This is a genomic window from Brevundimonas sp. M20, assembly GCF_006547065.1.
In the GTDB taxonomy this organism is placed as follows: domain Bacteria; phylum Pseudomonadota; class Alphaproteobacteria; order Caulobacterales; family Caulobacteraceae; genus Brevundimonas.
On sequence record NZ_CP041243.1, the window covers coordinates 3099722 to 3114059 of the forward strand.

The window sequence follows — 14338 nt, forward strand, 5'->3', positions numbered from 1 at the left end:
GACGACCAAGTTTGGATGGGCCCGGGACTTTCCCGAGCCAAAGTAAAGCGACCGGATGACTGACGAGAACGACAAGACCAACGACGGCAAAACGACCCCCTCTTCGACGGGGCCGCGCGCGCCGCTGAGCCTGAAGCCGCGGACGGCGGGATCGGTTTCGACCGGCACCGTGCGCCAGAGCTTCAGCCACGGCCGCACCAAGACCGTGGTTGTCGAAACCAAGCGCCGCGTCGGCGCGACCCCGGGCGGCCATCAGCGTCCGCAGGGCTTCGACGTCGCCCGCCCGGCCGCCGCACCGGCTGCCGCACCACAGGCGCCGCGCCCGACCGGGCCCGCGGACGGCAACCTGTCGCAATCCGAACAGGAAGCCCGTCGCCGCGCGATCGAGCTGGCCACCCAGCAGAACGCCGAGCGTGAACGCGCCGCCGCCGAGGAACGCGCCCGCAAGGACGCCGCCGCTCGTGAGCAGGCCGCCGCCGCCGAGGCCGCCGCCAGCGCCGCCCAGGCTGAAGCCGCCGCCGCCCGCGCCGCCGCCGAGGCCGCCCGCAACGAGGCGGCCAAGCTGGCCGCCGCCGCGCCTGCGCCCGCTCCGGTGAAGGCCAAGCCCGCCGCGCCGGTCGAAGCCGCCGCGCCCGCCCCGACGCCGGCTCCGGCTCCGGCTCCGACGCCTGCCCCCACGCCGCGTCCGGCCGCACCGGCCCGTCCGTCCGTCAACTTCGGCCAACGCGCGCCGCGCCTGCCCTCGGGCAACCCGGGTCGCGCCCCGGCTCCCGGCTTCGGCGGCCGTTCGGCCCGCGAACAGGCCATGGGTGGCGGTGAGCGCAGCTTCACCGATCGCCCGGCCGCGGCCGCCGGCGGCGCCGGTCGCCCCCAAGGTGATCGCCCGCAACAGGGTGATCGTCCGCAGGGCGCGCGCGCTCCGGGCGCCCGTCCGACCCAACCGGTCCGCTATTCCGCGCTGGACCCGCGCCCGGCCCCCGGCGCCCGCGCCGGCGCCCCGCGCACCGGTCCCGGCGGTCGTCCCGCCCCGAATGCTCCGCCTGCGACTCCGGAAGTCGCCCGTCCCGCGCGCGCCGGCTTCGGTCGCCCCGCCGGCAGCCGGGCCGAGGAAGATCGTGACAAGCGCTTCAACGAAGCCGGACCGGGCAAGGCCGTCAGCCGCACCCGCGGCGAGCCGAAGCGCCGCGAAGGCCGCCTGACCATCCAGGCCGTGGCCGGTGGTGACGAGGACGCCGCCGAGCGCATGCGCTCGCTGGCCTCGGTTCGCCGCGCCCGCGAACGCGAGAAGGAAAAGCGCAAGGGCGGCTCGACCGATGCGCCGAACCGTCCGCGTGAAGTCGTCATTCCGGACACCATCACGGTCGGCGAACTGGCCAACCGGATGGCCGTTCGCGGCGTCGACATCATCAAATTCCTGATGCGTCAGGGCCTGATGATGAAGATCAACGACGTCATCGATTCCGACACCGCCGAACTGGTCGCCGAAGAGTACGGCATGGCCGTCAAGCGCGTGTCCGAGTCGGACGTTGAAGAAGGCTTCATCGCCGAGGCTGATGACGAAGGCGCCACCGAAGGTCGCGCCCCGGTCGTGGCCATCATGGGTCACGTCGACCACGGCAAGACCTCGTTGCTGGATGCGCTGCGCACCACGGACGTGGCGGGCGGCGAAGCCGGCGGCATCACCCAGCACATCGGCGCCTATCAGGTGCGCCTGGAAAACGGCCAGCGCGTCACCTTCCTGGACACCCCGGGCCACGCCGCCTTCTCGGCGATGCGTGCGCGCGGCGCCAACGTCACGGACATCGTGGTGCTGGTCGTGGCGGCGGACGACGGCGTCATGCCGCAGACGGTGGAAGCCATCCAGCACGCCAAGGCGGCGGGCGCCCCGCTGATCGTGGCGGTCAACAAGATCGACAAGCCGGACGCCAACTCGCAGAAGGTCGTCAACGAACTGCTGCAGTACGAGGTCATCTCGGAAAGCCTGGGCGGCGATACCCAGATCATCGAGGTCTCGGCCAAGGAACGGCTGAACCTGAACGGTCTGATCGACGCCATTCTGGTTCAGGCCGAGGTCATGGACCTGCGCGCCAACCCCGACCGTTCGGCGGAGGGCGTGGTCATCGAAGCCAAGCTGGACAAGGGCCGCGGCCCGGTCGCGACCGTTCTGGTCAAGCGCGGCACGCTGAAGCGCGGCGACATCGTCGTGGCCGGTTCGTCGTGGGGCAAGGTGCGAGCCCTGCTGAACGAACGCAACGAGCAGCTGACCGAAGCCGGCCCATCGGTTCCGGTGGAGATTCTGGGTCTGGACGAAGCCCCCTCGCCGGGCGACGTGCTGGCCGTGGTCGAGAGCGAGGCCCGCGCCCGCGAGCTGACGGACTATCGCGAGCGCGTGCGCCGCGAGAAGGCAATCGGCGGCGGCAACCAGGTCTCGCTGGTCGACATGATGGCCAAGCTGGGCTCCAAGAAGATCAGCGAGCTGCCGGTCGTCATCAAGTCGGACGTGCAGGGTTCGGGCGAAGCCATCGCCGGATCGCTGGAGAAGATGGGCAACGACGAAGTGCGCGCGCGCATCGTCATGCAAGGCGCCGGCGGGATCACCGAGAGCGACGTGCAACTGGCCAAGTCGGCCGGCGCGCCGATCCTCGGCTTCAACGTTCGTGCGTCGAAGCAGGCCCGTGACCTCGCCGACCGAGAGGGCGTCGAAATCCGCTACTACTCGATCATCTACGATCTTCTGGACGACATGAAGGGCGTGCTGTCGGGCATGCTTGCGCCGCTGCAGCGTGAAACCTTCCTGGGCAACGCCCAGGTGCTGCAGGTCTTCGACATCTCCAAGACCGGCAAGATCGCCGGTTGCCGGGTGTCCGAAGGCGTGGTGCGCAAGGGCGCCAAGGTCCGCATCATCCGCGACGACGTGGTGGTGCTGGAACTGGGCACCCTCACGACGCTCAAGCGCTTCAAGGACGAGGTCAACGAGGTCCCGTCGGGTCAGGAGTGCGGCATGCACTTCCAGGGCTTCCAGGACATCAAGGCCGGCGATTACATCGAGTGCTTCACGGTCGAAGAGATCAAGCGAACGCTGGACTAGTCGTTCAGGGATAAGGGAAAGGCGGCGCCGCGGCGTCGCCTTTTCGCCATCCGGATCAAGGATCACTTCTGCATGCGCCGTTTGCTGATCACCCTTCTGACCCTTTCCGCCGTCGCCGGTCCGGCCGCGGCCGAGACCCGCTACATGGCGTTCGACGCCGCCGACCGGATCACCCAGGCCCTGACGCGCGGCGTGACCCTGGAAGGCGACCGGGGGCTGTTCGGGGCCATCACGGTGCGCAGGATCATCTCGACCTCCAATCGCGGCGAGGCCGAAATCCGTATCGGCGGCCCCGACGCCGCCCGCCGCGCCCTGCCGCGGGGGGCGACCGAGAACATCCTCTATACGGTGTCGACCGAGGGCGACGGACGCGGCCTGTCCCGCGCCCTGTGCCCCGGCTCGGAGCAGGCCTATCTGATCCTGGGCCGGGTGCGGCTGGGTCATCCCCTGACGGCGCAGGCCATCGGGCGCTGGGCGGACGGGACCTATCGGCACTGTGTGAGCCTGTCCTACGTCTGGAGGGGCGAGTGGGCCTTGCCGCCCGCGTCCGCCCCGGACGATTCCGGCGCCCCTGTGGGGCGATAGCCCTTTCCCGGCCAAGGCGGGCCCGGTTAGGGTCTCTCCATGACCGCCACCGCCGTCAGCAGATCCAAGAGCCGAAGCAACCGGGGCCTGAAAGGGCTGGCCGGGACGCTGGGTTTCGTCTGCCTGGTGCTGTTCCTGCTGGCCATTGAGCAGAAGCAGGCGATGGACGCCTGGGCCGCTGTACGCGATCAGGCCCTGCCTGCCGCCGGCCGTGTCATCGGCTGGGTGAAGGACGGCGCCTCGGACGGACTGGACGGCCTGAAGAGCGTCGCCTCGGGCGACAGTGAGGCCCCGCGCGCCGCCACCCCGAACGCCGTGGTTCTGGCCGGAAAATTCCGCCCCGCCGATGACGCCACGCGGGAGGCCGTCGGCGACGCAACCTTCACCGGAGGCATGATCCGACTGGAAAAGGGGCTGGCCCTGCGCACCCGCCCGCTGCGGATCGCCTCGGGAGATGAGGCCTTCAACGCCACCGGCCGAACCTTCGCCGCTGAACTGGACGCCCGGACGGACGCCCAGATCGAGCTGCGCACCGTCATTGCCCCGCAGGGCGGCCAGACCGTCGCCTCCACGCCCCTGTGCGGCGGCGCCGTACCGGGCGTGGTCGCCGTCCTGCATCGTCAGGATCGGGTCGAGGTGATGCTGTTCCGTGAACGGACAATCATCGGCCCGGACGCCGCCACCGACACCCTCTGCGGCGTCTGGCGTTTCCGCGCCCCCTAGAAAGACACACCCATGGGTCTCGGCCGGTTCATTCTCGCGGGCCTGATCGGGGCGCTGGTCGCCCTGTGGACCTGGGTCATGCCCGGCGATCCCGCCATCCGCTCCATCAGCGCGGGAGAGCCGGTGATCGAAGCCAGCCTGCTGGACAACGGCTTCCACACCGATCTGGCCCTGCCGCGCGCGGCGCTGGAGGCCCGGGACGGCCCGCTGGCGGTGGCGGTCAAGGCTCTGCCGCCCGGCGGCTGGATCCTGATCGGCTGGGGCGACGCCAAATTCTATGTCGACCAGAGCCCGATCAGCGACCGCCTGCTCGACGGCGCGCGCGCCTTCTTCCGCCCCGGCAATGCGTCGGTGGTCATGCTGGACCCGACGCAGGGTGATCCGCGTCAGATGTTCGCCGAGGACGGTCGCCGCGACTTCCAGCTGTCGCAGGCGGCCTTCGAGGCCATGGCCGCCCGTATCGAGGCCTCGCTGGACCTGTCGAGCGGCCCGCCCCGCATCGCCGCAGCCCGCCCCGGCGACGATGCCCGCTTCTTCGCCAGCCGCGAGCATTTCAACATCGGCCACCTGTGCAACCACTGGACGGCGGGCGTGCTGAACGCCGCCGGCATGACGATCCGGCCCTTCCGCTCGATCCTGTCCTCGGAGGTGGTGGCGACGGTGGATCGCGCCAAGCTGGACACCACGGCGACAAAGGACTAGACCGCGCCCCCTTCGCCTTTCAGCCGGGTCCGAGCCCCGGCGGGCGACAGGAGAAGGAGGCCGCCGCATGGGCCGCAAGCAACATACCCGCAACGCCACCGGACCGCAGGGACCGTCGCAACGCCAGCTGCGCGCCGGCGAGCTGATCCGTCACGCCCTGGTCGAGGTGCTGCGTGAGGAAGAGATTCACGACCCGGCGATGGAGGGCGTGTCGGTGACCATCACCGAGGTTCGCCTGTCGCCGGACCTGAAGCACGCCACCTGCTTCGTCGAGCCGCTGGGCGCCGGCGTGGCGGATGCTCCCACCGCCGGGCACGTGGACGAGATCATCAAGGCGCTGAACGCCCACGCCAAATTCCTGCGCGGCGTGCTGGGCAAGCATATCGACATGAAATTCACGCCGGATCTGCGCTTCCGCCACGACGACAGCTTCGACGCCGCCAGCCATATGGACCGGCTGTTCAACGATCCCCGCGTTCGCGCCGATCTGGACCGGGCGGACGATACGGACGAAGAGGCGTGACCCGGCCTCAAGTCGCGCGAAGCGCGGCGGGCCAGGCGTAATGGCCCGTCGGAAACGCGGCGAGATCGTCAACGGCTGGGTCTGTCTGGACAAGCCGTACGAGATGGGATCGACGGAGGCCGTCACCCGCATCCGCCGCCTGTTCGACGCCCAGAAGGCCGGGCATGCCGGGACGCTGGACCCGCTGGCCTCCGGCATCCTGCCCATCGCGCTGGGAGAGGCGACCAAGACCGTGCCCTTCATGATGGAGGCGCAGAAGGTCTATCGCTTCACCCTCCACTGGGGCGTCTCGACCGACAGCGTTGACCGCGAGGGCGAGATCATCGGCCGTTCGGACGTGCGTCCGACGGTACAGGCGGTGAAGGCCGCCCTGCCCGCCTTCGTCGGCGAGATCGATCAGGTCCCGCCGGCCTTCTCGGCCGTCAAGGTGGACGGCCAGCGCGCCTATGACCTGGCCCGCGAAGGCGTGAAGGTCGAGCTGAAGGCCCGCCGGGTGACCATCCACGAGGCGACGGTGACCGACGCGCCGGACGCCGACCACATCGAGATCACCATGCGGACCGGCAAGGGTGTCTATGTCCGTTCGCTGGCGCGCGATCTGGCCGCGGTGTTGGGCGCCGAGGGTCATGTGTCGGCCCTGCGAAGAGAGCAGGTGGGTCCGTTCAACCTGCAAAACGCGGTGACGCTGGATTCTCTGGAGGAAATGGTGCATAGGGGCGCCGCCTCGGAAGGCTTGCTTCCCGTCGCGACCGCCCTGGACGACATCCCGGAGCTGGCCGTTACGGATCAGGACGCCTTCTCGCTTCGGCAGGGACGGCCGATCGTTCTGCTTCCCCGACAGGTCGAGACACTCAAGGGTCAGCTGCAAGGCGACGCCCGGACGGTTTCGGTCTTTCTGGGACAGACCCTCGTCGCTCTCGGTCAGTTGCGGGCCGGTCGGATTGAACCCGACCGCGTTTTCAATCTCCCCTGACCTCGCTGTCGGGGGCTCCAGCAAGGAGAACCACGATGTCGATCACTGCCGAGCGTAAAGCTCAAGTCATCGCCGATAACGCCCGTGGCGCCGGCGACACCGGTTCGGCCGAAGTCCAGGTCGCGATCCTGTCGGAACGCATCGCCAACCTCACCGAGCACTTCAAGACCCACAAGAAGGACAACCACTCGCGTCGCGGCCTGCTGAAGCTGGTCTCGCAGCGTCGTCGTCTTCTGGATCACCTGAACAAGACCGACAATGCGCGTTACGTCGCCATCGTCGCCAAGCTGGGCCTGCGCCGCTAAGGCAGGGCTTCGGAGGGCCCGCCCCGCGCGGGCCCTTCTGCTATTCGCCCGCGCGCCGCGGGCGGGACCCTTTGGTCCCACAGTACCGGCGCAGACGCAGAGGGCCCTGAACACCGGTCCTCACATTCACCCGCCCGGGCTTCAATACGGAACCCCGGGTCCACAGGGACCGAAGGACTGAACCCCTGACGCTCCGCCCCGCCGGGAATACGCCCGCCGGGATACGAAAGACGAAATATGTTCGATATCAAACGCAAGACGATCGAGTGGGCCGGCCGCCCGCTGACGCTGGAAACCGGCCGCATCGCCCGTCAGGCCGACGGCGCCGTGCTGGCGACCTACGGCGAGACCGTGGTTCTGGCCACCGTCGTCTACGGCCGCGCGCCGAAGCCGGGCCTGGACTTCTTCCCGCTGACCGTCAACTACCAGGAAAAGACCTTCGCCGCCGGCAAGATCCCGGGCGGCTACTTCAAGCGTGAAGGCCGTCCGACCGAGAAGGAGACCCTGGTCTCCCGCCTGATCGACCGTCCGATCCGCCCGCTGTTCGTCAAGGGCTTCAAGAACGAGACCCAGGTCGTCATCACCGTGCTGCAGCACGATCTCGAGAACGACCCGGACGTGGTCGGCATGGTCGCCGCCTCGGCCGCCCTGACCATCTCGGGCGTTTCCTTCATGGGCCCGATCGGCGCCGCCCGCGTCGGCTACATCGACGGTGAGCTGGTCCTGAACCCGACCATCGACCAACTGCCGAGCTCGGACCTGGACCTGGTCGTCGCCGGCACCACCGACGCCCTGATGATGGTCGAGTCGGAAGCCAAGGAACTGTCGGAAGACACCTTCCTGGAAGCCCTGATGTTCGCCCACCGCGGCATGCAGCCGGTGATCGAAGCCATCATCGAACTGGCCGAGCACGCCGCCAAGGAGCCCTTCGACTTCCAGGCCGAAGACCACTCGGACGTCGTCACGGCGATCCAGGGTCTGGTCGGCGAGGACATCAAGGCCGCCTACACCCACACCGCCAAGCATGACCGCCACAACGCCGTCGGCGCCGCCAAGAAGAAGGCCGCCGAAGCGCTGGTGAAGACCGAGGAGAACCCGGACGGCGTCGAGCCGGCCAAGTTCGCCACCGCCTTCAAGGAATGCGAAGCCCACGTCCTGCGTCGCGACATCATCGACAACGGTCACCGCGTCGACGGCCGCGCCCTCGACAAGGTCCGCTCGATCGTCTCGGAAGTCGGCGTCTTCCCGCGCACCCACGGTTCGGCCCTGTTCACCCGCGGTGAAACCCAGGCCATCGTCGTCGCCACCCTCGGCACCGGCGAGGACGAGCAGTACATCGACGCGCTCACGGGGACGTACAAGGAGAAGTTCCTGCTTCACTACAACTTCCCTCCCTACTCGGTCGGTGAGACCGGTCGTATGGGCGGCGCGGGTCGTCGTGAAATCGGTCACGGCAAGCTGGCCTGGCGGGCGATCCGCCCGATGCTGCCGTCGTCGGACGAGTTCCCCTACACCATCCGTCTGGTCTCCGAGATCACCGAGTCGAACGGCTCGTCCTCGATGGCCACGGTCTGCGGTTCGTCGCTGGCCCTGATGGACGCGGGCGTTCCGCTGAAGAAGCCCGTCTCGGGCATCGCCATGGGCCTGATCCTGGAGCCGTCGGGCGAGTTCGCCATCCTGTCGGACATCCTGGGTGACGAAGATCACCTGGGCGACATGGACTTCAAGGTCGCCGGCACCCGTGACGGCATCACCTCGCTGCAGATGGACATCAAGGTCGCCGGCATCACCGAAGAGATCATGAAGAAGGCCATCGCCCAGGCTTCGGCCGGCCGCCTTCACATCCTCGACGAGATGGACAAGGCCATCGACGGCGCCCGCACCGAGCTGGGCGAGTTCGCGCCCAAGATCGAGACCATCAAGGTCCCGGTCGACAAGATCCGTGAAGTGATCGGCACCGGCGGCAAGGTGATCCGCGAGATCGTCGAGAAGACCGGCGCCAAGATCAACATCGAGGACGACGGCACGGTGAAGATCGCCGCCTCGGAACAGGACAAGATCGACGCCGCCAAGGCCTGGATCTCGTCGATCGTTTCGGAGCCGGAAGTCGGCACGATCTACACCGGCAAGGTCGTGAAGGTCGTCGACTTCGGCGCCTTCGTGAACTTCTTCGGCGCCAAGGACGGTCTGGTCCACGTGTCGCAGATGGCTCTGGAGCGCGTCGCCAACCCGGCCGACGTCGTTTCGGAAGGCCAGGAGGTCAAGGTCAAATTCCTGGGCCTGGACGACCGCGGCAAGACCAAGCTGTCGATGAAGGTCGTTGATCAGGCCACGGGTGAAGACCTGACGGACAAGATCAACGCCGAGCGCGCCGAGCGTGGCGAAGCCCCGCTGGCCGACGACACCGGCGGCCGTCCGAAGCGTGAAGGCGGCGGCGGTGACCGCGGCCGTCGTCGCCGGGACTAAACGCCCTGCGCGTCAGCGCTGACTGAATGAGGCCCCGGTGGAAACGCCGGGGCCTTTTTCATGGTCGTAGCGACGGTGACTGACGCTCAAATATTTTTTTGAGTGCACAAAAGTGGACTTTCGGGCGGACGAAAACGCCGTCCACGTCGACCGGATCGGTCGCTTTCGCCCGCGGCGGCGAAGCCCTGTGCGCCGCAACGGATGCGTGCACGGTGAGGGCGGCTGGAGATGTCAAAGACCGGCAGCCAGACAGTCTGGCATGCCGGTGCGTCAATTCTGGTCGTATGGGCTCAACGCCCCGGTCAGTTCGGGTACAGGGCCGCGCAGTCCGCGCGGACAGCGGCGGCGCAGGCCTCGAAGGCGATGCCCTCGGGTGTCTCGGGGCTGGGGCGATAGATGTTCTCGTTCCCGTCGCGCGGATAGCAGGCCTGCATGTTCTGGACGACGCACTGGCGGTACTGCGGACTGGTCTGGGGCGCGGCGGCCCCGCTGAGGGTCGGCGCGGCGACGAACAGGGCGACGGCGGATGCGGCAAGCAGGATCTTCATGGGAACCTCCGGGGTTGGGACCCCGACAATCCCCCATAGATTGGCTTCATGCAATCGCTGTGGTTGCGTTGGGCGTGATCGCCAAAACCTAGGCTCCATTCAGGTTTATTGACCCCATGGCCACGGTGTTCCATAGTCAGCGTCGCTACAGGGTCGTCGTGTACTCGAACGATCATCCGCCCTCGCACGTCCATGTTCTCGGCAAGGGGTGTGAGGCGAGGTATCGGCTGAACTGCCCGGACGGGCCGGTGAGCCTGTGGGACTACGAAGGCGACTGGGCCTTCAGGCACATCGTCGAACTGGGCGAGGAGATCGCCGCCCGGCTCGAGGCGTGCTGCGCCGCATGGAGCCGGATTCATGGCTGAGTTTCAGACACCGACCGCCGAAGCCTTCGCCGCCGCGCAGCGGAAGACCACAACCCCGCGCGCCGTGTCGGTGCGGTTCTCGGCCGGCAAGGGCCTGATCCGGATCACCCTGAGCACCGGGCTGGAACTGGCCTTCGCCCCGGACGCCATCGAAGGCCTACGCGACGCCACGCCGGAGGACCTGGCCGTCGTCACGGTGGAGGGCGTGGGGAATGCGATCCACTTCCCGAGGCTGGATGCGGACTTCTCGGTCCCGCGCCTGATCGAAACCTTCCTAGGACCGATTGACTGGTCTCGCCGGGAAACGCGGGCGGCGGCGTCGCGGGAGAATGGCCGGAAGGGTGGGAGACCGCGGAAGGTGGCGGCGGGGACCTGAAGGCGCGCGACGACGGTGCTCCCGACAGCTTCGCGCTCATGCGCGCCGCTGGGTCCCCGGGTCCGCGCCGCTACGCGGCTCGCCGGAGGATGACGAAAGGAAACAATCCCAATCAGAAAATTGGCGACCTAGCGAACAGAATGAGTAGGCCTAAGACCTGTCCGCCACCTCCACATCCCGGAATATCAGCAGAGGTGTCATCCCATAATGCGATGCTTGGCGACCGAGAAACTGTCTGGTTATCGGTGCCAACAAGGACAGTAAGCCGACACCGAAGCCGTGTTCCGCCATTACCGGCACAATATCACTTGGTGCTTCCGGCAAGTTGTCTTCGGGCAGAGCGTCGAGGATGCCCACCATTGACCATTGACCCGGAATATCAAGCGAGTGCTTCAAAACCAGATCACTAGAGCTGATAGCCATACAGTCCGACTTAAGCGTCGACCAAACAGAACGCCCCCCACTGGACACAACCGCCTGAATTGTATGCGGCAATATTCCTAGCATCTCGAAGGCGAAGTCAATCGTCGAAGACACTTCAGAATGCTGAGAGCGCCTATTCTGATGCTTTAGCTTGACCTGAGATGTCGCACCATTGCCACCTCGAACTAAGGACTTGAAGGTGTCGAGCTCATAGGCACCCCTAGCTAGGCCGATATCCACGATCTGGAGATTTCCTTTGGCCAGCACAAATCGTCCAAGGCGGGCCGAGCTGAGGCTAGTTTCGATTAGGCCATGTTCGACGATGTGGTCGAGAAACAAGCGGGCATTAGTCCAAAGCGGGTCGTAGGTGCGCTCAGCACCCGCCTGCGAGGAATCGCCAGTTTGGAGGCTTGAGCGCAGCTCCGCATTTACGATCGCTTTCGCTCCAAGACCGCCGGATGATGATCGGGTCTCAGTCTGCCCAGAACCAGATGTTTGCTTTAGCGACTGAAGAACACCATCAGCATTGAACTGCGACAGGAACGATCCAATGCGTTGAGGGTCGTGGTAGAGAAAGTCTCGGATCACAGAGCCATCCATCGTAGGTCTTCCCTCGCCAACAACACCGCCCATCAATGCACCCGCGCCTTCCCGATCTCCAGCCCTTCCGTCCCCGCTGACACGGCGATCACGCTCCCGTCCTCGATCTCGCCCGCCAGCAGCTTGCGCGCGATCGGATCCACGAGTTCCTTCTGGATCACCCGCTTCAGCGGCCGCGCCCCGTAGACCGGGTCATACCCCTTGTCGGCGAGCCAGGCGGCGGCGGTGTCGTCGAGGGCGAGGGTCAGGCGGCGGTCGGCCAGCAGCTTCTCGAACCGTTGCAGCTGGATGCGGACGATGCCGCCCATCTGTTCGCGGCCGAGGCGGCGGAACAGGATGATCTCGTCGATGCGGTTCAGGAACTCCGGGCGGAAGTGGGCGCGGACGGCGTCCATGACGAAGGGGCGCACGGCCTCGACATCCTCGCCTTCGGACTGGTTGGCCAGCGCCTCGGAGCCCAGGTTGGAGGTCATGATGATCAGGGTGTTACGGAAGTCGATGGTGCGGCCCTGACCATCGGTCAGGCGGCCGTCGTCCAGCACCTGCAGCAGCACGTTGAAGACGTCGGGGTGGGCCTTCTCGACCTCGTCGAACAGGACGACCTGATAGGGCCGACGGCGCACGGCCTCGGTCAGGGCGCCGCCCTCGTCATAGCCGACGTAGCCCGGAGGGGCGCCGATCAGGCGGCTGACGGAGTGCTTCTCCATGTATTCCGACATGTCGAGGCGGGTGATGGCGGCCTCGTCATCGAACAGGAAGTCGGCCAGCGCCTTGGTCAGCTCGGTCTTGCCGACGCCCGTGGGCCCCAGGAAGAGGAAGCTGCCCAGCGGGCGGTTCGGATCGTTCAGACCGGCGCGGGCGCGGCGCACGGCGTCGGAGACGGCGATCAGGGCGTCGTCCTGGCCGACCACGCGGCCGCGCAGGGCGTCCTCCATCTTGAGCAGCTTCTCGCGCTCGCCCTCCAGCATCTTGTCGACCGGCACGCCGGTCCAGCGCGAAACGACGGCGGCGATCTGTTCGGCGTCCACGACCTCGGGGGTCAGGGGACCGGACTTGTCGGCCTCGTTCGCCTCGGCCTCGGCCAGCTGCTTTTCGATCTGCGGAATCTGGCCGTAGGCGATCTCTGACGCGCGGCCGAGGTCGCCGGCGCGCTGGGCGGCGGCCAGTTCGGCGCGCAGGCGGTCGAGGGTTTCGCGCAGCTGCGCCCCCTGCCCCACCTTTTCCTTTTCGGCCTTCCAGCGACCGGTCAGGTCGTCGGACTGACCTTCCAGATCGGCGATCTCGTCCTCGAGCTTTTCGAGGCGGTGCTGGGAGGCGTTGTCGGTCTCCTTCTTCAGCGCCTCGCGCTCGATCTTCAGCTGGACCAGACGACGGTCGATCTCGTCCAGTTCCTCGGGCTTGGAATCGACGGCCATGCGGACGCGGCTGCCGGCCTCGTCGATCAGGTCGATGGCCTTGTCGGGCAGGAAGCGGTCGGTGATGTAGCGGTTCGACAGGGTGGCCGCGGCGACGATGGCGCTGTCGGAGATGCGGACCCCGTGGTGGACCTCATACTTCTCCTTCAGTCCACGGAGGATCGACACCGTGTCCTCGACGGTCGGCTCGGAGACGAAGACCGGCTGGAAGCGACGGGCCAAGGCCGCGTCCTTTTCGACGTGCTTGCGGTACTCATCCAGCGTCGTGGCGCCGACGCAGTGCAGTTCGCCGCGCGCGAGGGCGGGCTTGAGCAGGTTGGAGGCGTCCATGGCGCCGTCGCCCTTTCCGGCGCCGACCAGGGTGTGCATCTCGTCGATGAACAGGACGATGCCGCCCTCGGCCGCGGCGACCTCGTTGAGCACGGCTTTCAGCCGCTCCTCGAACTCGCCGCGATATTTCGCGCCGGCGATCAGGGAGCCCATGTCGAGCGCCATGACGGTCTTGTCGCGCAGGCTCTCGGGCACGTCGCCGTTGACGATGCGCAGGGCCAGACCCTCGACGATGGCGGTCTTGCCGACGCCGGGTTCACCGATGAGGACCGGGTTGTTCTTGGTGCGACGGGCGAGGACCTGGATGGTGCGGCGGATTTCCTCGTCGCGGCCGATGACCGGGTCGATCTTGCCGTCGGCGGCGGCCAGCGTCAGGTCGCGGGCGTAGCGTTTGAGGGCGTCATAGCCGTCCTCGGCCCCGGCGCTGTCGGCGGTCTTGCCCTTGCGGACCTCAATGATGGCCGCGTCCAGCGCATCGGCTTTCACCCCGGCGGCGGACAGGACTGTCTTGGCCACCCCGCCTTCGCGGGCGAGAGCGGAGAGCAGGCGTTCCGTGGTGACGAAGGCGTCGCCGGCCTTCTTCGCGGAGGCCTCGGCGGCGGCGAAGACGCGGGCGGTGTCGCCGTCCAGATAGAGCTGGCCCGAGCCGCCGGAGACCTGGGCGCGCTTGGACAGGGCCGTCTCGACGTCGGCCTCGGCGCGGCTCGCGTCTCCCCCGGCGGCAGTGATCAGATTGCGGGCGAGGCCGTCACGCTCTTCCAGAAGCACCTTGAGCAGATGCTCGGGCGCGAACTGCTGGTGGCGGCGGGCGAGCGCCAGCGACTGGGCGGACTGGACGGCCTGTTTGGCGCGGTCGGAATAGAGTTCGAGATTCAACGTGGACATCCCCTGTCAGGCGGATTGAATGCTCATCAGC

Annotated in this window: 13 protein-coding genes; 10 read left to right on the forward strand and 3 right to left on the reverse strand. The window is 67.4% G+C overall.

Annotation, left to right across the window (positions count from 1 at the left end; all coding sequences use genetic code 11):
- The first annotated feature begins 55 nt into the window (after positions 1 to 55).
- The 8 genes from infB (at position 56) to pnp (ending at position 9365) form a co-directional block, all read left to right on the forward strand.
- Complete coding sequence (infB, locus tag FKQ52_RS15315; RefSeq protein ID WP_141627971.1) at positions 56 to 3088, forward strand: translation initiation factor IF-2; 3033 nt, start codon at positions 56 to 58, stop codon at positions 3086 to 3088.
- A gap of 72 nt (positions 3089 to 3160) precedes the next feature.
- A complete protein-coding gene (locus tag FKQ52_RS15320) occupies positions 3161 to 3673 on the forward strand; it encodes a hypothetical protein (RefSeq protein ID WP_141627972.1) in 513 nt (170 codons plus the stop codon).
- 39 nt (positions 3674 to 3712) lie between these two features.
- Positions 3713 to 4396, forward strand: a complete 684-nt coding sequence (locus FKQ52_RS15325; protein WP_141627973.1) for a hypothetical protein — start codon at positions 3713 to 3715, stop codon at positions 4394 to 4396.
- A gap of 12 nt (positions 4397 to 4408) precedes the next feature.
- On the forward strand, positions 4409 to 5098 hold the full coding sequence (locus FKQ52_RS15330) for a DUF2459 domain-containing protein (protein ID WP_141627974.1): 690 nt from the start codon (positions 4409 to 4411) through the stop codon (positions 5096 to 5098).
- 67 nt (positions 5099 to 5165) lie between these two features.
- The gene (gene rbfA, locus FKQ52_RS15335; RefSeq protein WP_141627975.1) at positions 5166 to 5621 is read left to right on the forward strand and encodes a 30S ribosome-binding factor RbfA; all 456 of its coding nucleotides are present in this window, start codon (positions 5166 to 5168) and stop codon (positions 5619 to 5621) included.
- Between the two features lie 40 nt (positions 5622 to 5661).
- Positions 5662 to 6594 carry a tRNA pseudouridine(55) synthase TruB gene (truB, locus tag FKQ52_RS15340; protein ID WP_141627976.1) on the forward strand — a complete coding sequence of 311 codons (933 nt, stop codon included), beginning with the start codon at positions 5662 to 5664 and terminating at the stop codon, positions 6592 to 6594.
- Between the two features lie 35 nt (positions 6595 to 6629).
- Positions 6630 to 6899 (forward strand): 30S ribosomal protein S15, encoded by a 270-nt coding sequence (gene rpsO, locus FKQ52_RS15345; protein ID WP_141627977.1) that lies wholly within the window; start codon positions 6630 to 6632, stop codon positions 6897 to 6899.
- Positions 6900 to 7136: 237 nt separating this feature from the next.
- Complete coding sequence (pnp, locus tag FKQ52_RS15350; protein WP_141627978.1) at positions 7137 to 9365, forward strand: polyribonucleotide nucleotidyltransferase; 2229 nt, start codon at positions 7137 to 7139, stop codon at positions 9363 to 9365.
- 302 nt (positions 9366 to 9667) lie between these two features.
- On the opposite strand, the gene FKQ52_RS15355 is transcribed toward pnp, so the two are convergent.
- A complete protein-coding gene (locus tag FKQ52_RS15355; RefSeq protein ID WP_141627979.1) occupies positions 9668 to 9913 on the reverse strand; it encodes a hypothetical protein in 246 nt (81 codons plus the stop codon).
- Positions 9914 to 10071: 158 nt separating this feature from the next.
- Here FKQ52_RS15355 and FKQ52_RS15360 point away from each other — a divergent pair, with 158 nt between their 5' ends.
- Together FKQ52_RS15360 and FKQ52_RS15365 are read left to right on the forward strand one after the other, a co-directional pair.
- Positions 10072 to 10278 carry a DUF4160 domain-containing protein gene (locus tag FKQ52_RS15360; protein WP_205750799.1) on the forward strand — a complete coding sequence of 69 codons (207 nt, stop codon included), beginning with the start codon at positions 10072 to 10074 and terminating at the stop codon, positions 10276 to 10278.
- Positions 10271 to 10654 carry a DUF2442 domain-containing protein gene (locus FKQ52_RS15365; RefSeq protein ID WP_141627981.1) on the forward strand — a complete coding sequence of 128 codons (384 nt, stop codon included), beginning with the start codon at positions 10271 to 10273 and terminating at the stop codon, positions 10652 to 10654. The genes FKQ52_RS15360 and FKQ52_RS15365 overlap by 8 nt, the downstream gene beginning before the upstream one ends.
- 150 nt (positions 10655 to 10804) lie before the next feature.
- Here the strand turns inward: FKQ52_RS15365 and FKQ52_RS15370 are convergent, their stop codons facing one another.
- Positions 10805 to 11677, reverse strand: coding sequence for a hypothetical protein (locus FKQ52_RS15370; RefSeq protein WP_141627982.1), 873 nt, complete (start codon positions 11675 to 11677; stop codon positions 10805 to 10807).
- Between the two features lie 32 nt (positions 11678 to 11709).
- On the reverse strand, positions 11710 to 14298 hold the full coding sequence (gene clpB / locus FKQ52_RS15375) for an ATP-dependent chaperone ClpB (protein ID WP_141628409.1): 2589 nt from the start codon (positions 14296 to 14298) through the stop codon (positions 11710 to 11712).
- Between the last annotated feature and the right edge of the window lie 40 nt (positions 14299 to 14338).